Raw genomic sequence first — 25,237 nt, 5'->3', positions numbered from 1 at the left:
GATGGCTAAGATCGTTAAGAAAAAAAGAAAGTTGAAAATGCAGAATCTTCTCAGTGTTGTTTTTGCTCTGAGCCTTTTAGCGTATCTTGGGTCAACCTTTGTCGTACGTTCCATGAATGTGTCTTTGAATTATGAACTGACACAGCTGAACAACGAGAATGAACAGAAACAAAAGGAATTAGATACATTGCGTCTTGAGGTAGCAAGATATACAGAAAGAGATTATCTGATGTCGATCTGTGCTGCCAGTGGTGTAGACTTAAATTATGATGCAAATCGTATTACATATATCGATGAAAAAGAATAGTGAGTGATTTGAATGAAAAAAAATATAACTAATATTAAAATAATCGTTATTTTTCTAGTATTAGTTTTAATTGGAGGCATTATATCATTTAATGTCTTTTTCACTACCATCAGCGGCGTTCATTTACGAAGCGGTATCAACGTGCTGGAAAAAAAGGCAGGTTCTCAGGAAAAGGTAGAAGTCATTCAGGCTAGAAGAGGAACGATTCGGGATCGTAACGGCAGTGCGATTGCACAGAACAGCGATACATATACGATCGTTGCAATTTTGGATAAAAATCGTCAAGGTAACTATGCTTATGTGGAAGATCGGCAGTTTACCGCTGAAGCATTGGCACCGATTTTAGGTATGGATGTGGATCAGATCCTAAATTATCTGAATCTTCAGGATAGTGGTCAATATCAGACATATTTGGGAGATAAGGGAAGGAATCTGACACAGGAGCAAAAGGATGCGATCGATGCTATCGTTTATACACCGGATCCAAATAAAAAGACAACGGGACTTCCGGGCATAGAATTTGAAAAGACGGTATCGAGGGTCTATACGCCCGGACGATTTGCTTCTACGTTATTAGGGTTTGCCAGTTATGATTCACAGAAGCAGCGTTTAGTAGGACAGGTAGGTATCGAGGCTTATCTGGATGATTATTTAAAGGGAACAGATGGCAAGGCTGTTTCACAGAAGGATGCCAATGGTTATTCACTTCCGGGAACGACTCGTATTACCGAAGTAGCAATCAACGGCAGCGATGTATATCTCACGATCGATAAAGATATTCAGGAAGCGCTTGAGGACTGTCTGCAGAAAACGATTGAGAATAATGATGCGGAAAATGCATGGGCGATCGTCATGGAGGTTGAAACCGGTAAGATACTGGCTTATGGCGGTTATCCTACCTATGATCTGAATTCACGTGAAGATCCGGTTTATACGGATATGCCGAGCATGTTTACTTTTGAACCGGGCTCGGTCATCAAGCCGTTTACTTATGCGATTGCCATGGAAGAAGGGGTCTATCGCGGTTCTGATACGGTAGAAACAGGACGCTTCTGTATTGGCTATAATGACGATTATACGGAAATCTATCGAAAGGAAGGACCTTGTTCGCTGGAGGGCAATATCAATGACGGTTATCGTCCCGGATGGGGTACGATTACTTTTGATGAAGGTTTGGTGCGTTCTTCCAACACCTGTATTGCGACTCTGTTGACAAGTTACCTGAAAACAGATGTATTCTGGGAATATTTGGATCGCCTGGGCTTTTTCAAGCAGACAGGTGTCGAAGGATTATCCATGTCTGAAGAAACGGGTATCAAAAATAATACCTATGCGATCGACCGTTTAAATTTTGGTTATGGACAGGGATCCAGTATTACGGCCTTACAGCTCGTACAGGCATATACGGCAATCTTTAATGACGGTTATGAGGTCAAGCCTTATTATATTGACAAAATCGTAGATGCGAATAACAATGTCGTTTATGAAGGTGACACCACTTATGTGCATACGGATGAAGAGGGCAATCCGCAGCGTATATTCTCTACTGAAACAACTCAGAAGGTCATGGAGCTGATGAAGCAGGTCATTCAGGATCCGGAAAAGGGAACCGGTTATTCTTACAATATCGAAGGACTTGATATGATCGGTAAGACAGGTACTGGTGAAATCGCTGTGAATGGTTCATATGGAAAATCTCTTTATACCTCAAACATCATGGCAGCAGCTCCTAGTGATGATCCAAAGATCATGGTTTACTATGGCTTCCAGTCTTCTCATGTAGGTGATTTTGATAAGAGTTTCTATCAGAATCTCTTTACTGTTGCGTATGAGGCAGCAGGTATCCGCTCTACTGAAACGACAAATACCGAAACCAATTATGATAACTGGCAGGAATATTCAATGCCGGCCTTAAAAAATCATACGATGGATTATGTCAATCAGAAGATTTCTGAAATGAATGTTCATCCGGTATATATCGGTGATGGTACGACGGTAACGGATCAGTATCCGAATGCCAATGATTCGGTAACGACAAATCAGAATGTATTCATCAAAACAAATTCAGTCAATATAAGCATGCCGAATATGATCAATTGGTCATATAAGGATGTGATGATCTATAAACAGATAAGCGGACTTAACATTATCTGTAATGGCAGCGGTACGGTTGTCAGTCAAAGCGTGACAGAGAATACAGCTGTTACTTCGGATACTGAAATTGTGATACAGCTTGAATGAATCCCATGGAATCCATGGGATTTTTTTCGAAATAAAATGGTTTTTCGTGGGATTTTTTGAGGGATTTGCTTTTATGCCTGTTTTTTGTGTATAATAATGTGGACTAAGGGAGGAGTAAGTATGAACCTTAAACGTTTTGGACTGATTCTTTCGCTTTTTTTATTGATTACTGCTTGTTCACAGCCACAGGATCAGGCATTGGATCTGGAAACATTAAATCAGCAACTTCCTTATTTAGCGGAAGATACCTTTGATATTTCGAATGTTCTTTCAAGTGTGGAATACGGAAAAGACAATATATTTGAAAATTTGACTGATGTCTATGATTATGAGTATGAAGAAGTGTTGGGAATTAACCCTGATAATGTTATTCAGGGAACGGTTCGTATTTCACCGACAAGTGCACAGATGTATATGGTGTTCAAGCCTGTCAGCGGGCGTGAGGAGGCCTTGAAGCAGGAACTGATGGATTATGTCAGCCACCGTATTTTAATTGCTGATAATGACGATGATAAAAAACTGCTTGAAAATGCACTGATCGAACAAAATGAAGATTTTACCGCACTGATCGTGTCAAATGATAATCAGGAAGTGCTTGATCGAATTAAAAATGCGAAAGCAACGCTTTTTGGTGTTTTGACACCTGCCGAGGATGCTGATCTGGAAACCTATGGTTTAAATCGAACGATCGTCAGTGCATATGCGATTCAAAAGCCGGTGCTGACAAGTGCCAGGACCTATCTGATCGTAAAGCCGGTTGAAGGACATGAGGATGAGGTTCGGGAAGCTTTAAATTCATATTTAAAGCGATTGGAAACGGACTATGCTTCGATGCCGCAGGAAGAAGAGCTGGTGAAGAATGCGATGGTAACAGAACTGGACGGATATCAGATCATTATCATCTCAAAGGATAATGAAAGAGTATTTGAAGCAATCAAGACCTATTTGCAGTAGGTCTTTTTCTTTTTTTTATATCATAATATGAAGCATGCAAAGAGAAATGAACTTAAAAAGAATGCGTCTTGTACGAGTTGTCATTGGAGCTGTTTTCTTATTGATCTGTTTCAAGCTCATGTATGAACAGCTTTTTCATCATGCGACGATTTTAGAAAGAGCGGAGAACCTTTGGCAGCGTGATTTTAAGATATCCGGGAAAAGAGGCACGATTTATAGCAGTGATCAGAAAGTGCTTGCTGTTAATATGCCCAGTACCAGCGTGATGGCAGTGCCTTTAATGATCAAGGATACCGCTCATACCGCAAAAGTGCTCAGTGAGATCTTAGAATGTGATGAAGCAGCTTTATTAGCAAAATTAGAGAAGCGGGTATCCACGCAAAAATTGCAGCCGGAAGGCAGGAATATCAGTGATGAACAGCGAAATAAGATCATGGAAGCTGATTTGGAAGGGATCATTCTCGTTCAGGATTCAAAGCGTTATTATCCGAACAAAGCCTATCTTTCACAGGTCATAGGTTTTTGTGGGATCGATCATCAGGGACTGAGCGGACTTGAATTGGAATATGATGAATATTTAAAAGCCGAAAGCGGTGATTTGAAAATATCCTTTGATGCCAAGGGGAATTTGTTGGCACTGGAAGAGGAGGTCGTTCATTATGGGTATGGAAATGATCTCATTTTAAGTATTGATTCCACGATCCAGTCGATCGTAGAGCGGGAAATGAATCTGATGATGCTGAAATACCAGCCGACAAGCGCTTTGGCCATTGCGATGGATCCTAATACCGGCGCTATTTTGGCGATGGTCAGCAAGCCTGATTTTGATCCGAATGAATATCAGAATTATGATATTGAAACCTTGAATCGGAATTTACCGATCTGGATGTCCTTTGAACCGGGTTCTACCTTTAAAAGCATTACTTTTGCCAGCGCACTTGAAGAAAAGTGCTTTGATATGTATAAAGATACGTATTATGACCGGGGTTATGAGATCGTAGAGGGGGCACGTATCAAATCGTGGAAGGCGGGCGGTCATGGCCAGCAGACATTTCTTGAGGTATTAGAAAACTCAAGCAATCCGGGCTTTGTGGAGATCAGCCGCCGTCTTGGAAAAGAGCGATTATATGAATATGTCATGAATTTTGGCTTTGGTAAGAAAACAGGGATCGATCTTCCGGGAGAAAGCAGCGGTATCATGTTTGATTATGATGTCATGGGACCCGTAGAAACAGCCACTGTTGCTTTTGGCCAGGGAATCAGTGCGACACCTTTACAGCTGGTACGGGCATTTAGTGCTGTCATCAATGGGGGTACGCTTTATAAGCCTTATATCGTTTCCTCCATCGCAAATCCTTTGACAGGTGAAATATTGTATGAGAAACAGCCGGAAAGCCAGGGAACGGTCATTTCTGAAGAAACGAGTGCTCTGATGCGGATTGCGTTAGAGAGTGTCGTAGCGAATGGCGGCGGTAAGAATTCCTATATCTACGGCTATAAGATCGGCGGTAAGACCGGTACGGCGCAAAAGGCTGTCAACGGTGCCTACTTAAGCAATGAATATGTACTTTCTTTTTTAAGTGCTGCTTCCATGGATGATCCGAAGATCGTCATTTATGTGGCCTGTGATTCCCCACAGAATAATATCCAATATGGCGGTACGGTAGTAGCACCTGTCGTCAGAAATATGTATGAGGATATATTGCCTTATTTAGAAATAGAAAAAGCTGAAATGCAGATTCCTAAAAAAACAACGTGGCTGGATCCGAAAATGATCCAAGTGGAAGATTTTATCGGAATGTCCAAAGAAGATTGTATTCAAGAGGGATTGGAATTTGAAATCATTGGTGATGGCGATAAGGTCGTCGAACAATATCCCTCAGCCAGAACATATCTTCAGGAAAACGGAAAGGTGGTGTTAGTATGCCTCGACAGTTAAAAGAATGTCTGCAGGCTATTGGTCTGGATAGCGAAGAACAGCGGCTGATTTATAATGTCAGCCATGATTCAAGGGAATGTGATGAAAACAGTATTTATGCAGGTGACCGGTATCGAGAAGATGCTTTGGCAAGAAAGGCTTATGTGGTTGAGGAAAAATATCTGGGGGAGCTGCTGCGCTTTTTCTATGATGATCCCAGTGCCCATTATTTTGTCATCGGAGTTACAGGGACCAATGGCAAGACCAGCGTGACCCATTTTCTCAAGCAGATGCTGACGATGCTGGGGTATCGCTGTATTCGCTTGGGAACCCAAGTGAATGAATTTGAAGAAAAGCTGGTGGAAAGCGATAATACGACGATGAATGTGATGGATAATTTAAAAGTTTTTTTAAAATATCGTGATAAGATCGACTGTATCATCATGGAAGCCTCTTCACATGCCATTGAGGAAAATCGTTTGGCGTTTATCCGCTTTGATCGTATCATTTATACCAATATTACTCCTGAGCATCTTGATTATCATCTTACCTTTACGCATTATCAGTATTCGAAGTTTAAGCTGCGGTTTTATTTGAAGCAAAAAGGTAAGATATTGCTTCACTATGATCAGTTGAATCTGCGGCGCATGATTCAATTTGAAAGAGAAAGGGTCATACCTTATGGTATAAAAGGCCGTTTTCAGCTGAGAAAACAAGTCAGTTCATTGCATGAATGTCATTTTTCTGCCCAAGGAGTTGATTTTGTGGCATATCTGGCAGGTGAACATACGATCATGAATCTTGGTGCTGTCTTAGCATGTTTAAAAAGCATGGATATCGAGCTTGAACGCTGTGTTCCTCTGATATCACGATTAAGGCCGGTTGACGGACGGATGGAGATCTTTGAATTGGCCTTGCGCAGCATCGTGATCGATTATGCGCATACGCCGGATTCATTGGCAGCAGTATGCATGTTTTTAAAGAAGCATGCGGAAAAACGGCTGATCTGTGTGTTTGGGTGCGGGGGTGAAAGAGATCATAAAAAGCGGGCACCTATGGCTTTGATCGCTGCTTCTGTATGTGATGAGGTAATCGTTACGGAGGATAATAGCCGCAATGAGCCTTTCGAGGATATCGTGAAGGATATGAGGCTGGAGCGTTTTCGTAATGTCACGGTCATTGAAAAAAGAGAAGAGGCGGTTCGTAAAGCATTTGTCTTATCAAAGTTCAATGATATAATATTGTTGGCGGGCAAAGGAAATGAACAATTTTTGATTGCCAAGGGAGTTAAAACTCCTTATAATGATAAGGCATGTATATGCCAGTGTGAAAGAGGTTGAATTTATGCAGATATTTATATTAGCTTTGGTCATAAGTCTTGTAGTGTCTTTGGGAATCTATCCTTTGGTGATTCCCTTTCTACATAAAATTAAATTTGGACAGAGCATCCGTCAGGATGGCCCGCAAAGCCATCTTAAAAAGAAAGGTACGCCGACCATGGGAGGCTTTGTCTTTGTGCTGGTACCGATAGCGGTGTTAGCTTTATTGATGCCGCAGGCACTTTTAAACACAAAGATACAGATCGTGATCATTTCTTATGTGGGCTACTCTCTGATCGGTTTTATTGATGATTTCCTGATCGTTGTGAAAAAGAATAATGACGGGTTGTCACCATCGGCAAAGTTTTTGATGCAGACTATTTTGGCTGTTATCATCTTCTTTATGTATCGCAATGTTTCTTCAACGGGAATTCTGATTCCGTTTACGCATCTTGAAATTAATTTGGGATGGTTCTATTTCGTGCTGATCTTGGTCATGTTTACGGCAGAAAGCAATGCCGTGAATCTGACGGATGGTCTGGATGGTTTAAGCAGCGGCTGTGTATTGATCGCACTGGCACCGTTTATCTTATTTTCGATCACTCAGGGAGAATATGGATTAGCGGTATTCCTGATGGCAGTTTTCGGTAGTCTGCTGGCATATTTGAAGAACAACTTCTTTCCGGCTAAGATATTTATGGGTGATACCGGAAGTTTGGCTTTAGGAGGCTTGCTGGCTGCGGTAGCGATGGTTTTGAAGCAGGAGATCCTTCTGGTAGTCATCGGTGGTATCTTTGTGTTAGAAGTAGTAAGCGTGATCATTCAGGTGACTTCTTTTAAGCTGACAAGGAAAAGAGTTTTTAGAATGGCTCCTTTGCATCACCATTTTGAATTAGGCGGCATGAATGAAAAGCAGGTCGTGTTGATGTTTTGGTGCATTGAGGCTGTCTTTGCGTGTGTGGGTTATCTGATGGGGGTCCTGTGATATGAAAAAGGTATTAGTGATCGGAGCGGCTAAAAGCGGTATTGCGGCAGCCAGACTATTAAAGCGTCATGGCTATGAGGTCATCTTGACGGATCAAAAAGAAATCAAAGAAAAAAAAGAATTGGAAAAGATCGGAATAACTGTTTATGATCAGGGACATCCCGAAGAATTGAAAAATACGACGTATGAATTTGTCGTAAAAAATCCGGGAATTCGTTACAATGTGGATATCATTGATTACTTTGTCAGAAATCATATGAAGATCTATACGGAAATTGAGATTGCTTATTGCTATGCGAAAAAATTCCATTACGGTGCCGTAACGGGTACGAATGGCAAGACAACGATCACAAGCATGCTTTATGCCTGCCTGAAAATGAATCACAGGGCTTTGGCCGCCGGAAATATCGGTACGCCTTTAAGTGAGATCGTTTTGGAACATGAGGATGAAGAAAAAGATATTGCCCTTGAGTTAAGCAATTTCCAGCTTTTGGGAATTGAATGCTTTCGTCCTGAAGTGAGCGTTGTCTGTAATCTGGCTCCGGATCATCTGGATTATATGCCGACGCTGGAATCTTATTATGCATCTAAGATGCGTATTGCCATGAATCAAAAAGAAGATGACTGGTTTTTACGGAATGTGGATGATGAAACCGTGATGCATTATGCAAAGGATATTCAATGTGAGATCATTGATTTTTCATTGAAGCGCCAGGATGTGGATCTCTATATATCAAATGGGGAAGCTTTTTTGAGAGGAAAGCATCTGTTTTATGTGAAAGATCTTAAGGTCGTAGGTGAGCATAACGTCAGCAATGCCATGATTGCGGCGGCCATGGCCATCAAGATGGGGGTTTCTTATGAGGATGTCGAAAAGGCCTTAAAAGAATTTAAAGGAATCGAACATCGTATTGAATATATCGGTGAAAAAGACGGTATTTCTTTCTATAATGATTCGAAGGCGACCAATACACAGGCTGCCTGCATTGCTTTGGCGTCTTTTGAAAAGAATATCCTGCTGCTTGCGGGAGGCAAGGATAAGGGCATCAGTTTTGATGAGATGCATGATTATGATGATCGGGTGAAGCATGCGTTTACCTTTGGCCAGACCAGGGAAAAGCTTGCTCGTGAATTTAGTCATTCAACGGTGTGTGAAACGATGCAGGAGGCACTTGATAAGGCCTTTGAAACGGCACAAGCGGGTGACGTGATCCTGCTTTCGCCTGCTTGCAGCAGCTATGATCAGTTTGATAACTATGAACAGCGTGGGGATTTATTCCGTAATGCCTGTTTAAGGATCATTCATGCGTAGGGTCTGTCGCCTGATCTCAGGCTCGCTCATCATGGGCAGCGGTATTGCGATTGCCATGAAGGGAGGCTTTGGAGTTGATCCGATGGCTCTTTTCTGGGAAGGTATTCATCTTCAAAGCGGAATGAGCTATGGAATGGCGAATCTTGTGGTAAGTGCAGTCATCATCCTGATGCTTTTATTTATTGATCGGACGCAGCTGGGAATCGGTACGCTTGTCAATTCTGTATTGGTTTCTTTGTCAATGGACCTGTTAAGTTCATTGTTACTGTTTGAAAGTGATGTCTTTTTTATCCGTTTCTTGTTGCTGATGACAGGACTGGTGCTTTTGGCGGGAGGTATCGTTTACTATGGCAGTGCTGATTTTGGCAGGGGTGCCTTTGATGGTCTTGTGTTTGGGATCGTCAATAAGACCTCATATTCAATAAGGCTCGTGCGCTCGTCCATTGATCTGCTGCTTGTGATCATGGGAATCGCGTTAGGGGCTTCCTTGAATCTCGGTCCGGTGGTCAGCGTGCTTTCATTGGGTTTTCTGATGCAGATTTTTCATACGCTGCTGCGACAAATTGATGAAAAATAGGTTTGAGTGTTGAGAAACATGGCTTTTTCTAGTATAATAAAAAAGGTTAGAATAAGTCAGGAGAACAATTATGTATAAAAGAGTCTTATTGAAGCTAAGCGGAGAAGCCCTCTCTTCCAAAGGGCATGCGTTCGATCCGCAGGTGCTGCGCAAGCTGGCGCAGGAAATTAAAGAGGTACATGATACGGGAATAGAGCTGGCGATCGTTGTCGGTGGCGGTAACTTTATTCGCGGCAAGGTGTGCGAGGAAATGGGACTGGAAAGAACACAGGCTGATAATATGGGGATGCTGGCTACGGTCATCAATGCGTTAGCCGTTCAGAATGCCTTGGAACAGATCGGTGTTCCGACAAGAGTCCAGACAGCCATTTCGATGAATAAGGTGGCAGAGCCTTATATATTGAGAAAGTGCCTGCGTCATCTTGAAAAGGGAAGGGTCGTTATATTCGGTGCCGGTACGGGAAATCCTTATTTCTCAACGGATACGACAGCGGCCTTAAGAGCCAGTGAGATCAAGGCTGATGTCATTTTGATGGCTAAAAACGGTGTGGATGGTGTTTACAGCGCCGATCCGAAAGTGGTAAGCGATGCGGTCAAATACGAGAAGCTGACCTATCTGGAGCTGATCAACAAGAATCTTCATGTGATGGATGTTACAGCGACAAGCATGTGTATGGATAATAATGTCGATTTGATCGTATTCAATATGAATAAAGAAGGAAATATATTAAAAGCAGTGAAAGGAGAAGTTGATGGAACGACCATCAGCAAGTGAGAGTATGCAACAGACATTAGATCAGGCAAGAGAAAAAATGAACAAGGCAATTGATACCTTACAGAGTCATTTGGCTCAGATTCGTACAGGACGTGCCAATCCTAACATTCTGGAAAGAGTGGAGGTTGAATATTACGGAAGTCCGACTCCGTTGAATCAGATGGCTTCCATCAGCGTCGTTGAAGGCCGTCAGCTGGTGATAAAACCTTATGATAAGACGATCTTAAAAGATGTCGAAAAGGCGATCAATGCCGCTAATATCGGTCTTACACCGATGAATGACGGTGATGTGATTCGTCTGAATGTTCCTCAGCTGACAGAGGAAACGCGTCGTGAGCTCAGCAAAGATGCCGGCAAGGTAGGCGAGGATGCCAAGGTGGCGATCCGTAATATCCGCCGTGAAGCCAATGACAGCATCAAGAAGAATAAAGAGCTGACAGAGGATGAAGTTAAACGCGCGAATGAGAAGGTACAGAAGCTGACCGATGAATTCACCAAGAAGGTGGATGAAATCGTTGCTGAAAAATCAAAAGAAATCATGTCAATTTAAAAATACCCACACCATGTGGGTTTTGCTTTAAGGAGGAAAGGCCATGTCACTTGAATATCCTGAACATATTGCTATTATCATGGATGGTAATGGACGATGGGCCAAGGCTCAGCATAAACCGCGTACTGCCGGTCATTTGGCGGGCAGCGAAAATGTGCGCCGCATTGCTTTGCATGCTAACAGAAATCATGTCAAAAGCTTGACGCTTTATGCTTTTTCAACTGAAAATTGGGCACGCCCGGAGGAAGAAAAGAATTATCTTTTTAAACTGCCGGCGATGTTTTTCAAAAAATATATCGAAGAATTGAAAAGAGAAAATATTCGTGTTACCTATATTGGCGAAATCGAGCGTTTTCCGAAAAATACGGCACGCATCATATTGGATGCTGTTGAACAGACAGCCGGGAATACGGGGCTGAATCTTTGTCTGGCCGTGAATTACGGAGGGCGCAGGGAAATCGTACTGGCTGCCCGAAAAGCAGCTGAAAAGCTTCAAAATAAGGAAATATCTGAAATTGATGAAGATACCCTTGCTGCCTGTCTGATGAGTGAAACAAGTGATGTTGATCTTCTGATCAGAACAAGCGGTGAAATCAGGGTGAGCAATTTTTTGTTATGGCAGATCGCCTATGCGGAAATGATCTTTGTTCCATGTGCTTGGCCGGATTTTGATGAAAATCAGTTTGATGCATGCATCGAGGAATTTCATCATCGCAATCGTCGTTTTGGAGGTTTGAAATGAAAACTCGTATATTGACCATGATCGCCATATTGGCCGTCGTCATTCCTTGTCTGATATTTGGCGGTATCTATATGGAAGGACTCATTTTATTTATCGTGGCCGGCGGTACTTATGAATTTTCAAAACTGGCGGATGATCGTCTTCCTTTGTCATTTGTCATGATACTGATCTTATCGGAGTGGATCGGTCTGTATATCCCATCCAGGCTTGTATTTGCCTATGTGGGTGTTATTGATCTTTTTCTGTTGGCCCTGCCTGTATGGCATGTGCGTTTTACACCTAAGGACTCCTTCATCTGCATGAGCTTTATTTCCTTTTTTATTCTTGTGGGAAATGCCGTGCAGGAGATTTATGCACTGGGGCCACGTTATATGACACTGATCATCGTGGCTACTTACAGCTGTGATTCATTTGCTTATTTATGCGGACGTTTTTTCGGAAAACATAAGCTGAATGAACGGATCTCACCTAAGAAAACGATTGAAGGAAGCGTTGGCGGATGGGTGTTCGGATTTTTATTTTCCTTGTTATTTTGGAAATTATTCATGTATGAGAAAGAATTCTTGCTTGTGCTTCTGGCAGGAATCTTCTGTCCGATTTTTGGACAGATCGGCGATCTTGCCTTTTCTGCGATCAAGCGTTGTTACAACATCAAGGATTTTGGAAATCTTCTGCCGGGACATGGCGGTATTTTAGATCGGGTAGATTCCTTGCTGTTTAATCTGGTTTGTTTTTATTTTCTGATGATGGTGGTACTATGAAAAAAATAATTTTGTTGGGTGCCAGTGGCTCTATTGGGACCCAGACGCTGGATGTGATCGGGCATCATCCCGATCACTATGAGCTGATTGCCTTCAGTGTAGGCAAAAGAATTGAAGCAGTGCATAAGATACTGGCAAAATGGCCGGTAAAATATGTCTGTGTCGGCAGCTATGAAGATCAGAAGCTGCTTGAAAAGCAGTATCCACAGGTGCATTTCACAAGTGGTGATGAAGGCCTTTTGGAGCTTGTAAGCTTAGAGGAAGGTGACTGGGTGGTCAATGCCTTGGTGGGTTTTGTCGGATTAAGACCTACCTTATGCGCGATCGAACATCATAAAAATATTGCTTTGGCCAATAAGGAAACCCTGGTCGTCGGCGGAAGATTTGTCCGCGAGTCGATCGAGAAATATCAGGTGCAGCTCACACCGATCGACAGTGAGCATTCTGCTATTTTTCAATGTCTTCAGGGAGTGCGGCGCAGTGATGTCGACAGGCTGATCATTACTGCCAGCGGCGGAAGCTTCCGCGATAAAAAACGTGATGAATTAGCAAACGTAACCGTAAAAGAAGCTCTTTCGCATCCAAACTGGCAGATGGGAGCTAAGATTACGATTGATAGCGCAACCTTGATGAATAAAGGCTTTGAGGTCATTGAAGCTCATTATTTGTTTGATATGGATTATGATCATATTGATGTTCTGATTCATCGTGAAAGTATCATCCATTCTTTGATACAGACAAGGGATACGGCACTTTTGGCACAGATGGGAACGGCAGATATGCGTTTGCCGATACAATATGCGCTCAGTTATCCGAATCGTGATGAACTGGTCAACGGAGAAGTTTGTGATCTGAGTGCCATCCATGCCCTTCATTTTGAAAAAGTGGATGTCGAACGTTTTCCTTTATTGAAAACAGCTTATGATTGCGGAAGAAAAGAGGGCAATGCCTGTGCTGTTTTAAATGCAGCCAATGAGGTAGCTGTTGGTGCCTTTTTAGAAGGAAGGATCGCATTTTTGGATATAGAGAAGCTGATCATGAAAGCCTTAGAAAATATTGAATATAAGAGTGATGCATCTTTAGAAGATATTTATAAAACAGATACTTATACAAAAGCTTATGTAAATGATTTACTGAAAGGTGGATTTTAATGGATATACTTATATCGTTTATCGTTTTTGTGGTCGTCTTGTCGATCATTATCATCATTCATGAATTGGGACATTTGATTGCGGCGAAAAAATTCGGTGTTTATTGTTCTGAATTTTCGATAGGTATGGGACCTGCCATTTATCAATATAAAAAATCAGAAACGACGATCTCAATTCGTGCTTTACCGCTGGGAGGCTATGTGCAGATGGCAGGTGAAGAAGGCAGTGATATTGAGGGAATACCTTTTGAGAGAACGATCAATGGCATCAAGACGTGGAAACAGGTCGTAGTCATGGCTGCGGGAGCAACGCTGAATATTTTATTGGCTTTTGCGATCTTTATTGGTGTTGTCATGGCTCGTGGCTATGTGAGTGCCCCTTCTGATCCGATCGTCGGTTCAGTCGTAGAAAATTCACCGGCAGCAACGGTAGGTATGATGGAAGGCGACCGTATCGTAAAGATGGTGCTTCCGGATGGTGAAGAAATAATTCCGGAAACCTTTGATGATCTGGTTAACGGAATGAGCAATTACACAGGCGGCAGCGTGATATATACGATCGAACGCGGCTCAGAAACGATCAATTTTGTCGTGGAACCGCAATATGATGAAACGTTGCAGCGTTATCTGGTCGGTTTTAATTCACAGCCAAAGGTAAGAGCCATTGCCTGGTATGAATCCTTTTATTACGGAGCTGAAATGCTGTTTGAGATGATGGGTCAGATCATCCAGGCCTTTGGCAATTTGATCCGCGGTGTAGGACTGCAGGATGTCAGTGGTCCGATCGGCATCTATCAGGCGACCAGTCAGGTTGCTTCAGAAGGGCTGAATGCCTTGATCTTGTGGGTAGGCCTGCTTTCATTGAATATCGGTATCTTTAATTTATTTCCGATTCCGATACTTGATGGTGGAAGGATCATTATCGTTATCATTGAAAAGCTCATCGGACGACGCATATCTGAAAAGATACAGACAGCGATCATGTTGGCAGGTTTGGCATTGATCGTCCTGCTGATGGTATTTGCGACTGCCAATGATATCGGACGATTGTTTTAAGGACATATTTTTGTCCTTTTTTTGTGCTATAATAAAAAAGTGAGGTGGTAGTATGCTGATTGCCAGTCGGGCACAGATGAAAAAGATCGATGAGGTCTTGCTTGAAGATCATACGATTGAGGAGCTGGTGGATAAAGCCGCAGCATGTGTATTGGAAGAAATTTCAGATGAAGATCATATTTGTATCGTATGCGGAAAAGGCAATAACGGTGCCGATGGCTATGCCTTGGCATTGAAGCTTTCAAAGATGAATAAGAAGGTAGGGGTCATTGCCTGCAAGCATGATCATTTAAGTCAGGCATGTAATTATTATCATCAGCAGTGCCTTGAGCAAGGGCTGCTGGTAGAGGAAGAAGAAATGTATCGCAGCAAGCTGATCATTGATGCGATTTTTGGTTTTGGCTGTCATTCAAATCCGTCAGGGACAGAAGGTGACATGATACAGAAAATGAATGCTTCTTCAATACCTATCATTTCTGTCGATGTGCCAAGCGGGATGGAGAGTGACAGCGGAACGTGCTTTGAAAACTGCATCCAAGCAACTAAAACTATTACTTTTTTTGCCTGTAAGCTGGGATTTTTTCATCCGGATGCGAAAAGACATACCGGTGAAGTCATCATCAAACGGTTACAGGTTGAAGATTTTTCAGATAAAATTCAGCTTTGTGAAAGTCTTGATACGATTACTTTTAAAAAGAAAAGCTATGACGGGCATAAATATACTTACGGAAGAAGCTTTCTGATTTGTGGCAGCAATAAATATCAGGGAGCTGCCTTGCTTAGCACCAAGGCATCTGTTTATACCGGCTGTGGTCTTACCTGTCTTTGTTCTGAACCCAGTGTGCTGAGCGCTGCTTCATTGGCTGTTCCCGAAGCCATTCATGCGACCTTTGATCAGCTTTCTTTGATGGAAGGCTATCAGGCAGCCTTAATCGGCTGTGGTTTGGATGGCGGGGAAGAATTATTAAAATATGTACTTCAGCATACCATGATGCCGCTTGTTATTGATGCCGGTGCTTTAAACGTTCTTGCTTCACATCTGGACTGGCTGGATGGCAGACGTCCTATCATATTAACGCCCCATCTGGGTGAATTTCAACGGCTTTGTCCAAATATGGAAGATCCTACGATGAGTGCCATTGAATTTGCGCAGAAGTACCGGGTCATCGTCGTTTTGAAAGGTCCGCGTACCCTAATTACAGATGGTCATCATAGCTATCGCTGCATGAGCGGCAATGGTGCTATGGCAAGCGGAGGAAGCGGTGATGTGCTTTCAGGCATCATCGTCAGTCTTTTGGCCCAAGGATATGATCCGTTGCAAAGTGCCTGTAAGGGTGTTTATCTGCATGGTGCGATCGGGGATTTATGTGCACAAAAGATGCATACGGTGTTGCCATCAAAGATCATCGAAGAAATCCCTTTGATGATGAAGAAATTTGAGAATGTGTAAAATTATGGTTTTTGATGTATTTATATAAAATTGTGCTATAATAAAAACGTTTTGAATAGAGGTAGAAATTATGAGTAAAAGTAAATCCAAAAAACCGCAAAAAAATACTCTTGAAATTATTTTTTCCGCTGTTTTCTTACTTATAAGCATTATCTTTCTGATACTGCTGTATCTTATGGACAAGCTTCCTTTCATGTATTATGCAGTGATTGCAATCGTTGTACTTATCATCGTTCTGATATTTATCAGCCTGCAGATGTCCGGAAAAATTCATAAGACGAATAAGACCCTAGGGAAGATCATCATGACCATTCTCAGCGCCATCATGATCTTTGGAAGCGTATATATCTACAGAACAAATTCAGCAATTAAAAGTATTGTTGCCAGCAATACCGATAAAATTGAGATCAGCGTCATTGTCATGAATGACAGCCCGATTGAATCGATCGAAGATCTTTCACAGACGATAGGAAATATCAATGTAGGCGATTATAGCTATATTGAAAAAGCATTGGATGAAATCAGAGAAGTAAATTCATCCTTTAACATTCAGGACTATGTTTCCTTTGATCGTTTTGCTGATGCTTTATATAATGGAGATGTGGAAGCGATTATTCTTAATGAAGCTTTCAGAAGTCAATTTGATGAGAATCATCCTGATTTCTCAACAGAAACCAGAGTTATCAAAAGTTATGTCTATGAAGAGGAACAAAAAGATATTTCATTGAATGTTGATGTGACCTCTGAACCATTTACGGTTTATATTACAGGTATCGATCAGAGCGGCAGTATTTCTACGGTAGGCCGAAGTGATGTCAATAAGGTCATGACCGTCAATCCAACGACACATCAGATCTTTATCGTTGATATTCCCAGAGATTATTATATTCCGCAGGTATGTCAGGCGAATCAGTTAGATAAGCTGACACATACGGGAATCTTCGGTGTTGACTGTACGGTCGAATCGGTGTCAAATTATATGGGCATTGATATTAACTATTATATACGTATTAATTTTTCATCATTGGAAAAGATCGTTGATGCCTTAGGTGGCATCGAAGTGAATAGTGAATATGCTTTCAGTGCCGGCGGTTATACGTTTAATCAGGGCATCAATTATCTCAATGGAGCACAGGCCTTAGCTTTCTCTAGAGAGCGTTATTCTTTCGGTGGCGGTGATAATGTTCGTATTGCCAACCAGACAAGGGTATTGATCGGTATGATCGATAAGGTAACATCACCTGCTATCATCACAAATTATCTTTCGTTTTTGGATGCCATCAGTGGTACCTTCCAGACAAATATGAGTGAAGACGAAATCAATGCATTGATCAAGATGCAGCTCAATGACATGCGTGGCTGGACGATTACTTCAGATGCTTTAAGCGGTACGGGAGGAACGGACTGGACACCTGCCAATGGTTTCAATGCCTATGTCATGTATCCGGATGGAACTTCTCTTGAAAGAGTATTAGGAGAAATCAGGGCCGTCAAAGAGGGAAGCAGTGAATAAAGACTCTCGATGAGGGTCTTTTCTCTTGAAAAAACGGCTGGATTTGTTAGAATAGAAATTATGAAAAATCTAATCGAGTTTTTACGTAATCTCTCAGTGGTGCTTGTTATTGCTTTTGTGACGGTAGCTGCAGCTTCGCTGATACCTGTTGAAAAGGCAAAAGGCAGTGATACCTTTTTATATGCCCTAAGTGCAGATCTTTCCCATATCCATAGCCAATATGCCTTGTTAGAGGAGATGGAAAGCGGAAAGATATTAGCCTCAAAAAAAATGCAGGATGCGATATATCCGGCCTCTATGACAAAGATGATGACTGCCATCGTCATCATTGAACATGTAGAAGATCTTAATGAAAAAATCATCATACCTGAAGATATCTATCCATATTTATATGAACAGGATGCTTCAATTGCCGGTTTTCAGGCTTATGATGAAGTGCCGATCATCGATCTTCTCTATGGGATCCTTCTTCCTTCAGGAGCCGAATGTTCGATCACCTTGGCCAATTATGTAGCCGGAAGTGAAGAAGCTTTTGCACAGCTGATGAATGAAAAAGCACAGGAATTGAATATGAATCATACGCATTTTGTAAATTCAACAGGACTTCATGATGATGCACAGATGACAACCCTGGAAGATTTAGCTTATCTTGTGCGATATGCCTTAAAAAATGAAACATTCAAACAAATATTTACTTCCTCTGAATATCTTTCGCAGCCAACGCAAAGTCATCCTCAGGGACTTTTCATGAGAAGCACCATAAATCGTATCATAATCGAAAAAGAGAATCGTGTAGATTTTTTAGGTGGCAAGACAGGTTATACCGGAGAAGCCGGACAATGCATGGCCAGCTTTGCTGAGGTGGATGGTAATGAGTATCTGTTGATCACGGCCAAAGCGGATGGGGCTGCGGTATCCATGCCATATCATATGATAGATGCCGAAAGCATTTATGAGCAGATTGGTATTTATAAGGCTTATTATGAAGATATGCATGTTGATGAGAAAGCTGTTTCTTCTTTACATGAAAAATAACGACGCAATGTCGTTATTTTTATTATTTATTGAATAGCAGCATCCAAGCACAAACGATCAAAAGAGCTAACAGCAGTAATAAACATAGCTTAGCCGGAAGGTTTCCGAATTTATGTGCGATCTTTCCTATAAGATGCTGATCGCTCAATTGCTGATAATCTTTCTTCATAGCGTAATAAACAAAAGCAATGATTGCCAAAACACCTAAAACTGCTCCAAAGATCTGTTTGCTGACAAACGTTGAAAAAAGACCTAAAATACCTTTCATTGAATCCACTCCCTCATGGTCAATACTAACATAAACAAGATCAATTTTAAAGATATTAAAAAAAGAGAAAAAGCCGATCAAATCAAGGGTTTTAGGTTACAAGGAAGTATATTTTCAATTTGGCGGTATAGCCCCATTCAAGGACTATGCCGTCTTTTCCTGTTTATTGGCTTCTTTCTGCTCTGCTTCATATTCTGCGGACAGTTTCAAAAACCGCTCATGGCTGATTGTGCCGTTGATGTCGTCCTCATAAATCCGCTTGAAAATCCGGTCAAGTTCTGCAATCCGTTTTCTTGCCTGTCCGGCCTCGCGCAGCTTGCGTTTCATGTCCTTTTCTGCTTCATCAAACCGCTGCTTCTGTATCAGTTCCATAAAAGCAGTGATGTCCTCATAGAACATGGCAGTTACGGCAAATATCCGGTTAAGAACGATTTTCCGCAAGACTTCTTCTCTGATGAAGTGTGCCGTACAATCTCCTGTATTGCTTTTATATCTTGCACAGCGGTAGTTGTCTTGTGAACCGTCAAAGCTCTTGCAGGTGGCAAAGTGCAGTTTACTTCCACAATCCGCACAGAATACTAAACCGGAAAACATTCCCTGTCGCTCTGCCTTTGTGGGGCGGCGTTTATTTGCCCTTAATTCCTGTACCCGTTCAAAGACAGCTTCCTCAACGATTGCTTCATGGGTGTTGCGGAAAATCGCCTGCTGCTCCTTTGTGGTGGGAATACGCTTTTTCAGCTTGTGGGATTTAGAATAGCTTTTGAAGTTTACCGTATGTCCGCAGTAGTCCATACGCTCCAAAACTGCTACAATCGTGCTTTCATTCCAACTGTACGGATTATCGGGAAGTGTTTTCCCTTTCTGCTTCGCATAATGGGCGCGTGTTATCAGCACTTTGTCAGCTTTCAGAGTTTTTGCTGTCCGCATAGGTCCGTTTCTGGCAACGCATAAATCAAAAATCCTCTTTACCACAACGGTGGCTTCTTCATCTACAATCCATTTCTTTCTGTCGTTTGGGTCTACCTTATAGCCATAAGGCGGCTTTGTCAGATGTTCTCCTGCCATGCCTTGCGCCCGCTTGATTGCCCTTACCTTTTTACTGGTATCTTTGGCGTAGAAATCGTTAAACAGATTTCGGAAAGGGGTAAAATCATTGTCACCCTTTGCACTGTCCACGCCGTCATTGATTCGATATAGCGTACATCTCTTTCAACGAAAAAGATTTCTGTATAGCAGTAGGCGTTTTAAGGTTTTCTGATTTTATGAGCCGCTTCATCTTTTCAAAAAGCGGTTCAGAGCCGCCGCAAGAGGTAGACACTTCATAGAATGTGCCGCCGATTTTATAAATCACTGTTTCATCTGCCGGATTGCCCTGTTTCTGCCTATTATCTGTTATTTCCTGTTCTTGTTTCCGTTCCATTCCTTTCCCGTCCTTTCTTTGATTTGTAATGTGATAAGTTTCGTAGCAAGCATAGGAAAAGAGTATCCTTTTCCGAAAATGCCCTGCATTTTGCTTGTTGGGAAGTTTCCCAAACCCTCTGAAAATCCTTTCACTACCTACAACACCGAACAAGGCGATTTTGCCGAAGTTTTGAGAAAATTTTATAAAAAACTTTTCTTACTCCTTAATACGAAAAAGTTAGGAAAATGCCAAAGTTATGGAAGGTAAAATGCCGCAATTTGCGACACATTTAAAATACCCAATTATTAAAATCAGAATGCTTGTAGGAATGCACTTGACAGAGCGCTGTAATAAATGTAAAATTACTTAGGAAACTAAGAGAAAGGAGCGTAGCATGATTTCACTTACAAAAAGTGCAGCAAGGTATGTCAGTAAACTTTCTAACAAACTTCGCCGCAAATTAGATATGCTTTCTTCAAGAAAAGAGTTTAGCGGGTCACAGGGGAGAACACTTCATTTTTTACTTGCACAAACAGAAGATGTTTTCCAAAAAGATATAGAAGAAGAATTTAGCATACGTCCCTCTACGGCAACAGAACTATTAAAGCAAATGGAAGCAAATGGACTTATTCGACGAGAGCCTGTTGCTTACGATAATCGTCTAAAGAAGATTGTCTTGACCGATAAGGCATTGATGTATAAACAACAGGTTGTAGAGGATTTGACTTCATTAGAAAAAACACTTACAAAAGGAATTTCCGAAGACGATATGAAGGTTTTTTTTGAAGTGATTGAAAAGATGATGGATAATCTGTCTGAATGAATATCCAGATAGGTTATCCTAAATCTCAACCTATGTACTTAGGAAACTAACTTTATAGAAAGAGAGGAATTATTATGGACAACGAAAATCAATTTTCACAGAGGAAACTATTTCCCTTAATTTTGAAGTATTCTATCCCGGCAGCAATTTCACTTTTAATTACGGCAATATATAATATTGTTGACCGTATTTTTGTGGGGAACTTTAATGGAACTTCTGCTTTGGCAGGACTATCCATCTGTTTTCCGCTTTCTTATATGATGATGGCATTTGGACTTACTTGCAGTGCAGGTGGTTCTTCCTTGGTCAGTTTATTTGCAGGGAAAAGTGAACAGAAAAAATGAATGCTTCCTTTGGAAATGCTTTGATATTGGTTGTTATTTTTGAACTTGTATTGACGGCAATTTTGCTGATTTTTGCAAATCCTATTTTGAAAATTTTCGGAGTAACAGAAACCTCTTATCCGTATGCCTTTGAATATTATCGAATTGTTGCGTTAGTCTGTTTGTTTCAAGGGCTTACACAGGTTTTCTGCGATTTCGTCCGAGTATCGGGAAAACCTGTTATGGGTATGTGTGTGACCGGCATAGGAGCAGTAACCAACATTATTCTTGATGCCGTATTTGTTGCAGTTATGGGTTGGGGTGTCACAGGGGCGGCATGGGCTACCGTAATTGGACAAATTTTCTCAACACTATTCGGTATGTATCTTGTTTGGAACGGACACACAAGAGTGGAAATCAAAAAAGAAACATTCCATTTTAATTTCAAGCTATCGAAAGAAATCGTATTCTGTGGATTTGCCTTTTGGATTGCACAAATGGCTATGGGCTTAATTAGTTTAGTCTATAACGGACAGTTGGGAAAATATGGCGGAGATACTGCAATTAGCGTATATGCCGTTGTTGCAAGTATTATGACCTTTGTGATTATGCCTGCAAGTGGTATCAGTCAAGGTATTCAGCCCATTGTAGGAAATAACTTTGGGGCAGGAAATTATAAAAGGGTTATGGCAACCTTGTATCAGGCGTCTGCTTTTTCAGTGGGAATTACGTGTATTGTATGGCTTATCGTGATGTTCTTTCCGGAATATATTTTATTGGCATTTGGTGCTACGGAAGAAATGCTGAAAGTTGGGGTTGTGGGATTGAGAAATAACTTTTGTATTACACCGATTTTAGGATTTGTCATGCTTGTAACAACCTTTTTTCAGTCGATTGCAAAACCAATCCCGTCTATTGTGATTACATTTTTAAGACAGATTTTGCTCTTGATACCATTTATTTATCTTTTCCCGTTATTATGGGGTATCAATGGGATTTTTATTGCTCAACCCGTCAGTGACGCATTAGCTTTATTATTGTCTGTCATTCTTGTTGTAAGAGAAAAACGTCATTTATATAAAATGCTTCCAGCGCTTCCTCATAGAAAAAATGACGCACAGTTAGCAACTGCGGCGAAACTGGAAAATGTATAAGTATATCGGAGAAAAAAATTGAATAAAACGAAATGGATATTGTGTCCTATCTGTGGCAATAAAACCCGGACAATGATACGTAAAGACACCGAACTTAAAAATTTTCCATTATTCTGCCCCAAATGCAAACGAGAAACTTTAATCAATGTAAAACAGATGAATATATCCGTTATCCAAGAGCCGGACGCGTAGACGCAGAGCCGATAACACGCAGATTTCAAATGCGGTTATTGGCTCTGTTATTTTTGTTTGGAGGTATCAATATGTTTATTGGCTGTTATTCTATTTTGTGTAATCTATTGTTAAAAAAAGAGTTACTTTTTTGCAGGAAGTTTGCGCCCATGAGTATACCTTTTGAAACCATTGAAAAAGCGGTTGCCGGGGAGCCGGAAGCTGTAAATGCTGTCTTGCGTCATTACAGAGGGTACATAAAATATCGCTCTGTATTTCAAGGGCATTTTAATGCAGATATTCAAGACAGGTTAGAAACACAGTTAATCAAAGCAATCTTACAATTTCGCTTCGATAGGTAACAGATAACAAAGTCAAAGAAAAACGTCAAGGATAAAATGCACGCTTCGCGTCTTTGACGTTTTTCTCTGTCTTTGCTTTTGAGTAGCTAAGAGAGTGCAATCGGATAGACCGCTTGCGCTCTCTATGAAGCATGGATTTATGAATAGATAATGATTTCTATATTTCTATTTCCATTCCAACAGCTTGTAGGTAGCTTAGAAATTGAGGGAAGGAATGGAATGAGTAATTGTTTAATCTTTATTTTATATATCTTTATTTAATTGCATTGGATTTTCCGACATCGGGTAATCCAACACCGGAAACCGAAATCCCTTATAATCTTTGAGCCTTTAAAATAATAACATGAATTGCCATAGTAATGTTACTCAATAGAGCCTAAAAAAGCCTTGATTTATGCCGCTCACAGACACGAAAATATCAAGAGTAAGGGTTTTCTATTCAGACACTCAAAAATGAGGTTCTACTGCGTAACAACATGAGAATAGAAAAACAGAGAGCCGACCACTTGGGAACGTGATTAACTCTCTGTTTGCAAACCTGTCTGTCAGCGTTAGTGATAAGTTGTTGTGAATACTTCCTTATCAGCGTAAAACTAAACATTTTAATTGTTTTTATAGCCATTATCTTTCTTTTCTTGATAAAGAAAAAACGAGCTGTAAGCATATATCGCTTATCACTCGTTTATTCAGTTATAAATGGTGCCGGCTATGAGATTCGAACTCACAACCTCCGCCTTACCATGGCGTTGCTCTACCGTTGGAGCTAAGTCGGCATGTGATTATTATAACGTATTTGCAAACTTTTGAAAAGATGTTTATAATACTTTATATGAAAAATATCAAGACAAATGCGATGCGTCAGTTAGACGCCCAAAAAATCAAATATGAAGTTTATACTTATGATGCTGAAGATGGAAAAATTGATGGCTTGAGTGTTGCGCAAAAATGTCATCAGGATGTCAGGATGGTTTATAAGACATTGGTGGCTCGTTCTGCTTCAAATAAGATTTATGTCTTTGTCGTAAATGTTGCGGATGAGCTGGATTTGAAGAAATGTGCCAAAGCGGTTCATGAAAAAAGTATCGCAATGGTTCATGTCAATGAACTTTTAGGACTGACGGGCTATGTGCGAGGTGGCTGTTCACCGATCGGCATGAAGAAAAAATACCCTGTTATCTTAAGTGATACTGCCGCTTCTCTTGATTCGATCATTTTCAGCGGCGGTAAGATCGGCTGTCAGATCCACTGTTCAGTAAATGATTTTATGAAAGTGACACAAGCTTTCATGGCTTGTATTATATGAAAGGATGAGTCTGTATGAAAACACATGCATTTCGTTTGATCTATGGATCAGATTTAAAGAAAAGCATTGAAGACTATATCAAGGCACATCATATTGAAGCAGGATATGTGGCTTGTTGTGTGGGTTGTGTGTACGAAGCGTCTTTTCGCTTGGCAGATGGCAAGACACTCTTTCATGACGTCAATCATTATGAAATCGTTTCGCTCATGGGTACGCTTTCGAAAGACGGTGTGCATTTGCATATTTCTTTAAGCGGTGATGACGGACATACGATTGGCGGACATCTGATGAGTGGGACACTTATCAATACGACGGCGGAAATTATTCTTCATGAATTGGATGAATTTGAATTTTCACGTGAATTTGATGAGAAAACCGGCTATGATGAAATTGTCATGAAGGCAAAACACTAGCATTTTAAAAGGTATATGATATACTAGAATCATCAAAAGGAGGATGTACAATGAGAATTGTAAACAAGGAAGAATTTGAATCAATCAAAAATAATGGCATTGTATTTGTCGATTTCTACGCTGACTGGTGCGGACCATGCAAGATGGTAGCTCCGGTGCTTGAAGAGCTTTCGATGGAGTATGAGGGACAGATCAATTTTGTCAAGGTCAACGTCGATCAGGAAGGTGAACTTGCTGGTGAATACGGGGTTATGTCGATTCCAAACCTGGTTTTGATGAAAGATGGCAAGATTGTAAAACAGGCTGTCGGATATCAGCCAAAACCTGCTATCAAAGCAATGATTGATGCGGTTCTGTAAATAAAGGCTTTGCG

The 25,237-nt window shown here is 41.1% G+C and carries 28 protein-coding genes and 1 tRNA gene; 25 read left to right on the top strand and 4 right to left on the bottom strand.

The window, feature by feature from the left end; all coding sequences use genetic code 11:
• Nucleotide 1 precedes the first annotated feature (1 nt).
• The 17 genes from ACZYT3_RS04025 to ACZYT3_RS03945 all read left to right on the top strand — a co-directional run bounded on the left by ACZYT3_RS04025 (nt 2) and on the right by ACZYT3_RS03945 (nt 18,645).
• On the top strand, nt 2-307 hold the full coding sequence (locus ACZYT3_RS04025; protein WP_294562327.1) for a hypothetical protein: 306 nt from the start codon (nt 2-4) through the stop codon (nt 305-307).
• A 12-nt stretch (nt 308-319) separates the two neighbouring features.
• Complete coding sequence (locus ACZYT3_RS04020) at nt 320-2,548, top strand: penicillin-binding protein (RefSeq protein ID WP_294562330.1); 2,229 nt, start codon at nt 320-322, stop codon at nt 2,546-2,548.
• Nucleotides 2,549-2,668: 120 nt separating this feature from the next.
• A complete protein-coding gene (locus ACZYT3_RS04015) occupies nt 2,669-3,502 on the top strand; it encodes a DUF4358 domain-containing protein (RefSeq protein ID WP_464087771.1) in 834 nt (277 codons plus the stop codon).
• Between the two features lie 34 nt (nt 3,503-3,536).
• On the top strand, nt 3,537-5,441 hold the full coding sequence (locus ACZYT3_RS04010) for a penicillin-binding transpeptidase domain-containing protein (RefSeq protein ID WP_464087770.1): 1,905 nt from the start codon (nt 3,537-3,539) through the stop codon (nt 5,439-5,441).
• Nucleotides 5,426-6,760 carry a Mur ligase family protein gene (locus tag ACZYT3_RS04005; protein WP_464087769.1) on the top strand — a complete coding sequence of 445 codons (1,335 nt, stop codon included), beginning with the start codon at nt 5,426-5,428 and terminating at the stop codon, nt 6,758-6,760. Before ACZYT3_RS04010 ends, ACZYT3_RS04005 begins: the two co-directional genes overlap by 16 nt.
• A gap of 4 nt (nt 6,761-6,764) precedes the next feature.
• Complete coding sequence (gene mraY / locus ACZYT3_RS04000; protein WP_464087768.1) at nt 6,765-7,724, top strand: phospho-N-acetylmuramoyl-pentapeptide-transferase; 960 nt, start codon at nt 6,765-6,767, stop codon at nt 7,722-7,724.
• Nucleotide 7,725: 1 nt separating this feature from the next.
• Complete coding sequence (gene murD / locus ACZYT3_RS03995; RefSeq protein WP_464087767.1) at nt 7,726-9,036, top strand: UDP-N-acetylmuramoyl-L-alanine--D-glutamate ligase; 1,311 nt, start codon at nt 7,726-7,728, stop codon at nt 9,034-9,036.
• Nucleotides 9,029-9,613 carry a YczE/YyaS/YitT family protein gene (locus tag ACZYT3_RS03990; protein ID WP_464087766.1) on the top strand — a complete coding sequence of 195 codons (585 nt, stop codon included), beginning with the start codon at nt 9,029-9,031 and terminating at the stop codon, nt 9,611-9,613. Before murD ends, ACZYT3_RS03990 begins: the two co-directional genes overlap by 8 nt.
• A 70-nt stretch (nt 9,614-9,683) precedes the next feature.
• A complete protein-coding gene (pyrH, locus tag ACZYT3_RS03985; protein WP_294562340.1) occupies nt 9,684-10,388 on the top strand; it encodes a UMP kinase in 705 nt (234 codons plus the stop codon).
• Entirely contained in the window at nt 10,366-10,938 is a 573-nt protein-coding gene (gene frr / locus ACZYT3_RS03980) for a ribosome recycling factor (protein ID WP_294562342.1), read from the top strand. Before pyrH ends, frr begins: the two co-directional genes overlap by 23 nt.
• A 43-nt stretch (nt 10,939-10,981) precedes the next feature.
• A complete protein-coding gene (locus tag ACZYT3_RS03975; RefSeq protein ID WP_294562344.1) occupies nt 10,982-11,680 on the top strand; it encodes an isoprenyl transferase in 699 nt (232 codons plus the stop codon).
• Nucleotides 11,677-12,441: a phosphatidate cytidylyltransferase gene (locus ACZYT3_RS03970; RefSeq protein WP_464087765.1), complete on the top strand. Its 765-nt coding sequence runs from the start codon at nt 11,677-11,679 to the stop codon at nt 12,439-12,441. The genes ACZYT3_RS03975 and ACZYT3_RS03970 overlap by 4 nt, the downstream gene beginning before the upstream one ends.
• Nucleotides 12,438-13,592 (top strand): 1-deoxy-D-xylulose-5-phosphate reductoisomerase, encoded by a 1,155-nt coding sequence (gene dxr, locus ACZYT3_RS03965; protein WP_464087764.1) that lies wholly within the window; start codon nt 12,438-12,440, stop codon nt 13,590-13,592. Before ACZYT3_RS03970 ends, dxr begins: the two co-directional genes overlap by 4 nt.
• Nucleotides 13,592-14,647, top strand: coding sequence for an RIP metalloprotease RseP (gene rseP / locus ACZYT3_RS03960; RefSeq protein ID WP_464087763.1), 1,056 nt, complete (start codon nt 13,592-13,594; stop codon nt 14,645-14,647). Before dxr ends, rseP begins: the two co-directional genes overlap by 1 nt.
• 52 nt (nt 14,648-14,699) lie before the next feature.
• Nucleotides 14,700-16,097: an NAD(P)H-hydrate dehydratase gene (locus tag ACZYT3_RS03955; RefSeq protein ID WP_464087762.1), complete on the top strand. Its 1,398-nt coding sequence runs from the start codon at nt 14,700-14,702 to the stop codon at nt 16,095-16,097.
• Nucleotides 16,098-16,167: 70 nt separating this feature from the next.
• Nucleotides 16,168-17,610: an LCP family protein gene (locus ACZYT3_RS03950; RefSeq protein ID WP_464087761.1), complete on the top strand. Its 1,443-nt coding sequence runs from the start codon at nt 16,168-16,170 to the stop codon at nt 17,608-17,610.
• A 60-nt stretch (nt 17,611-17,670) separates the two neighbouring features.
• Nucleotides 17,671-18,645 carry a D-alanyl-D-alanine carboxypeptidase family protein gene (locus ACZYT3_RS03945; RefSeq protein WP_464087760.1) on the top strand — a complete coding sequence of 325 codons (975 nt, stop codon included), beginning with the start codon at nt 17,671-17,673 and terminating at the stop codon, nt 18,643-18,645.
• A 22-nt stretch (nt 18,646-18,667) separates the two neighbouring features.
• On the opposite strand, the gene ACZYT3_RS03940 is transcribed toward ACZYT3_RS03945, so the two are convergent.
• From ACZYT3_RS03940 to ACZYT3_RS03930, 3 genes are all read right to left on the bottom strand, one after another.
• On the bottom strand, nt 18,668-18,913 hold the full coding sequence (locus ACZYT3_RS03940) for a hypothetical protein (RefSeq protein WP_294562356.1): 246 nt from the start codon (nt 18,911-18,913) through the stop codon (nt 18,668-18,670).
• 144 nt (nt 18,914-19,057) lie between these two features.
• The gene (locus ACZYT3_RS03935) at nt 19,058-19,885 is read right to left on the bottom strand and encodes a recombinase family protein (RefSeq protein ID WP_464087759.1); all 828 of its coding nucleotides are present in this window, start codon (nt 19,883-19,885) and stop codon (nt 19,058-19,060) included.
• Nucleotides 19,886-20,093: 208 nt separating this feature from the next.
• Complete coding sequence (locus ACZYT3_RS03930; RefSeq protein ID WP_464087758.1) at nt 20,094-20,333, bottom strand: hypothetical protein; 240 nt, start codon at nt 20,331-20,333, stop codon at nt 20,094-20,096.
• A 376-nt stretch (nt 20,334-20,709) separates the two neighbouring features.
• Between ACZYT3_RS03930 and ACZYT3_RS03925 the strand changes: the two genes are divergently transcribed.
• From ACZYT3_RS03925 to ACZYT3_RS03905, 5 genes are all read left to right on the top strand, one after another.
• A complete protein-coding gene (locus tag ACZYT3_RS03925; RefSeq protein WP_464087757.1) occupies nt 20,710-21,138 on the top strand; it encodes a MarR family winged helix-turn-helix transcriptional regulator in 429 nt (142 codons plus the stop codon).
• A 74-nt stretch (nt 21,139-21,212) separates the two neighbouring features.
• Nucleotides 21,213-21,482 carry an MATE family efflux transporter gene (locus tag ACZYT3_RS03920; protein ID WP_464087756.1) on the top strand — a complete coding sequence of 90 codons (270 nt, stop codon included), beginning with the start codon at nt 21,213-21,215 and terminating at the stop codon, nt 21,480-21,482.
• Nucleotides 21,479-22,615 carry an MATE family efflux transporter gene (locus tag ACZYT3_RS03915; protein WP_464087755.1) on the top strand — a complete coding sequence of 379 codons (1,137 nt, stop codon included), beginning with the start codon at nt 21,479-21,481 and terminating at the stop codon, nt 22,613-22,615. The genes ACZYT3_RS03920 and ACZYT3_RS03915 overlap by 4 nt, the downstream gene beginning before the upstream one ends.
• 18 nt (nt 22,616-22,633) lie before the next feature.
• Nucleotides 22,634-22,807, top strand: a complete 174-nt coding sequence (locus ACZYT3_RS03910) for a cysteine-rich KTR domain-containing protein (RefSeq protein WP_464087754.1) — start codon at nt 22,634-22,636, stop codon at nt 22,805-22,807.
• 71 nt (nt 22,808-22,878) lie between these two features.
• Nucleotides 22,879-23,148 (top strand): helix-turn-helix domain-containing protein, encoded by a 270-nt coding sequence (locus tag ACZYT3_RS03905; protein WP_464087753.1) that lies wholly within the window; start codon nt 22,879-22,881, stop codon nt 23,146-23,148.
• A gap of 697 nt (nt 23,149-23,845) precedes the next feature.
• On the opposite strand, the gene ACZYT3_RS03900 is transcribed toward ACZYT3_RS03905, so the two are convergent.
• Nucleotides 23,846-23,921 (bottom strand) — tRNA-Thr (locus ACZYT3_RS03900).
• A gap of 56 nt (nt 23,922-23,977) precedes the next feature.
• On the opposite strand from ACZYT3_RS03900, the gene ybaK reads away from it, so the two are divergent.
• The 3 genes from ybaK to trxA are packed head-to-tail and all read left to right on the top strand — an operon-like array spanning nt 23,978 to nt 25,223.
• Complete coding sequence (gene ybaK, locus ACZYT3_RS03895) at nt 23,978-24,451, top strand: Cys-tRNA(Pro) deacylase (protein WP_464087752.1); 474 nt, start codon at nt 23,978-23,980, stop codon at nt 24,449-24,451.
• A gap of 14 nt (nt 24,452-24,465) precedes the next feature.
• Complete coding sequence (locus tag ACZYT3_RS03890; protein ID WP_294562364.1) at nt 24,466-24,864, top strand: PPC domain-containing DNA-binding protein; 399 nt, start codon at nt 24,466-24,468, stop codon at nt 24,862-24,864.
• 50 nt (nt 24,865-24,914) lie between these two features.
• Complete coding sequence (gene trxA, locus ACZYT3_RS03885; RefSeq protein ID WP_464087751.1) at nt 24,915-25,223, top strand: thioredoxin; 309 nt, start codon at nt 24,915-24,917, stop codon at nt 25,221-25,223.
• Nucleotides 25,224-25,237: the final 14 nt, after the last annotated feature.

The sequence above is a fragment of the Traorella sp. mt218 genome (assembly GCF_055420025.1).
The sequence above is the reverse complement of the archived record's forward strand: the minus strand, read 5'-3'. Positions and strand labels throughout refer to the sequence as shown.

What these genes read in the sequence shown, in the direction of transcription:
- ACZYT3_RS04025 (WP_294562327.1), top strand. Translation starts at nt 2, where the DNA reads ATGGCTAAGATCGTTAAGAAAAAAAGAAAGTTGAAAATGCAGAATCTT.
- ACZYT3_RS04020 (WP_294562330.1), top strand. Translation starts at nt 320, where the DNA reads ATGAAAAAAAATATAACTAATATTAAAATAATCGTTATTTTTCTAGTA.
- ACZYT3_RS04015 (WP_464087771.1), top strand. Translation starts at nt 2,669, where the DNA reads ATGAACCTTAAACGTTTTGGACTGATTCTTTCGCTTTTTTTATTGATT.
- ACZYT3_RS04010 (WP_464087770.1), top strand. Translation starts at nt 3,537, where the DNA reads ATGCAAAGAGAAATGAACTTAAAAAGAATGCGTCTTGTACGAGTTGTC.
- ACZYT3_RS04005 (WP_464087769.1), top strand. Translation starts at nt 5,426, where the DNA reads ATGCCTCGACAGTTAAAAGAATGTCTGCAGGCTATTGGTCTGGATAGC.
- mraY (WP_464087768.1), top strand. Translation starts at nt 6,765, where the DNA reads ATGCAGATATTTATATTAGCTTTGGTCATAAGTCTTGTAGTGTCTTTG.
- murD (WP_464087767.1), top strand. Translation starts at nt 7,726, where the DNA reads ATGAAAAAGGTATTAGTGATCGGAGCGGCTAAAAGCGGTATTGCGGCA.
- ACZYT3_RS03990 (WP_464087766.1), top strand. Translation starts at nt 9,029, where the DNA reads ATGCGTAGGGTCTGTCGCCTGATCTCAGGCTCGCTCATCATGGGCAGC.
- pyrH (WP_294562340.1), top strand. Translation starts at nt 9,684, where the DNA reads ATGTATAAAAGAGTCTTATTGAAGCTAAGCGGAGAAGCCCTCTCTTCC.
- frr (WP_294562342.1), top strand. Translation starts at nt 10,366, where the DNA reads ATGGAACGACCATCAGCAAGTGAGAGTATGCAACAGACATTAGATCAG.
- ACZYT3_RS03975 (WP_294562344.1), top strand. Translation starts at nt 10,982, where the DNA reads ATGTCACTTGAATATCCTGAACATATTGCTATTATCATGGATGGTAAT.
- ACZYT3_RS03970 (WP_464087765.1), top strand. Translation starts at nt 11,677, where the DNA reads ATGAAAACTCGTATATTGACCATGATCGCCATATTGGCCGTCGTCATT.
- dxr (WP_464087764.1), top strand. Translation starts at nt 12,438, where the DNA reads ATGAAAAAAATAATTTTGTTGGGTGCCAGTGGCTCTATTGGGACCCAG.
- rseP (WP_464087763.1), top strand. Translation starts at nt 13,592, where the DNA reads ATGGATATACTTATATCGTTTATCGTTTTTGTGGTCGTCTTGTCGATC.
- ACZYT3_RS03955 (WP_464087762.1), top strand. Translation starts at nt 14,700, where the DNA reads ATGCTGATTGCCAGTCGGGCACAGATGAAAAAGATCGATGAGGTCTTG.
- ACZYT3_RS03950 (WP_464087761.1), top strand. Translation starts at nt 16,168, where the DNA reads ATGAGTAAAAGTAAATCCAAAAAACCGCAAAAAAATACTCTTGAAATT.
- ACZYT3_RS03945 (WP_464087760.1), top strand. Translation starts at nt 17,671, where the DNA reads ATGAAAAATCTAATCGAGTTTTTACGTAATCTCTCAGTGGTGCTTGTT.
- ACZYT3_RS03940 (WP_294562356.1), bottom strand. Translation starts at nt 18,913, where the DNA reads ATGAAAGGTATTTTAGGTCTTTTTTCAACGTTTGTCAGCAAACAGATC.
- ACZYT3_RS03930 (WP_464087758.1), bottom strand. Translation starts at nt 20,333, where the DNA reads ATGGAACGGAAACAAGAACAGGAAATAACAGATAATAGGCAGAAACAG.
- ACZYT3_RS03925 (WP_464087757.1), top strand. Translation starts at nt 20,710, where the DNA reads ATGATTTCACTTACAAAAAGTGCAGCAAGGTATGTCAGTAAACTTTCT.
- ACZYT3_RS03920 (WP_464087756.1), top strand. Translation starts at nt 21,213, where the DNA reads ATGGACAACGAAAATCAATTTTCACAGAGGAAACTATTTCCCTTAATT.
- ACZYT3_RS03915 (WP_464087755.1), top strand. Translation starts at nt 21,479, where the DNA reads ATGAATGCTTCCTTTGGAAATGCTTTGATATTGGTTGTTATTTTTGAA.
- ACZYT3_RS03905 (WP_464087753.1), top strand. Translation starts at nt 22,879, where the DNA reads ATGTTTATTGGCTGTTATTCTATTTTGTGTAATCTATTGTTAAAAAAA.
- ybaK (WP_464087752.1), top strand. Translation starts at nt 23,978, where the DNA reads ATGAAAAATATCAAGACAAATGCGATGCGTCAGTTAGACGCCCAAAAA.
- ACZYT3_RS03890 (WP_294562364.1), top strand. Translation starts at nt 24,466, where the DNA reads ATGAAAACACATGCATTTCGTTTGATCTATGGATCAGATTTAAAGAAA.
- trxA (WP_464087751.1), top strand. Translation starts at nt 24,915, where the DNA reads ATGAGAATTGTAAACAAGGAAGAATTTGAATCAATCAAAAATAATGGC.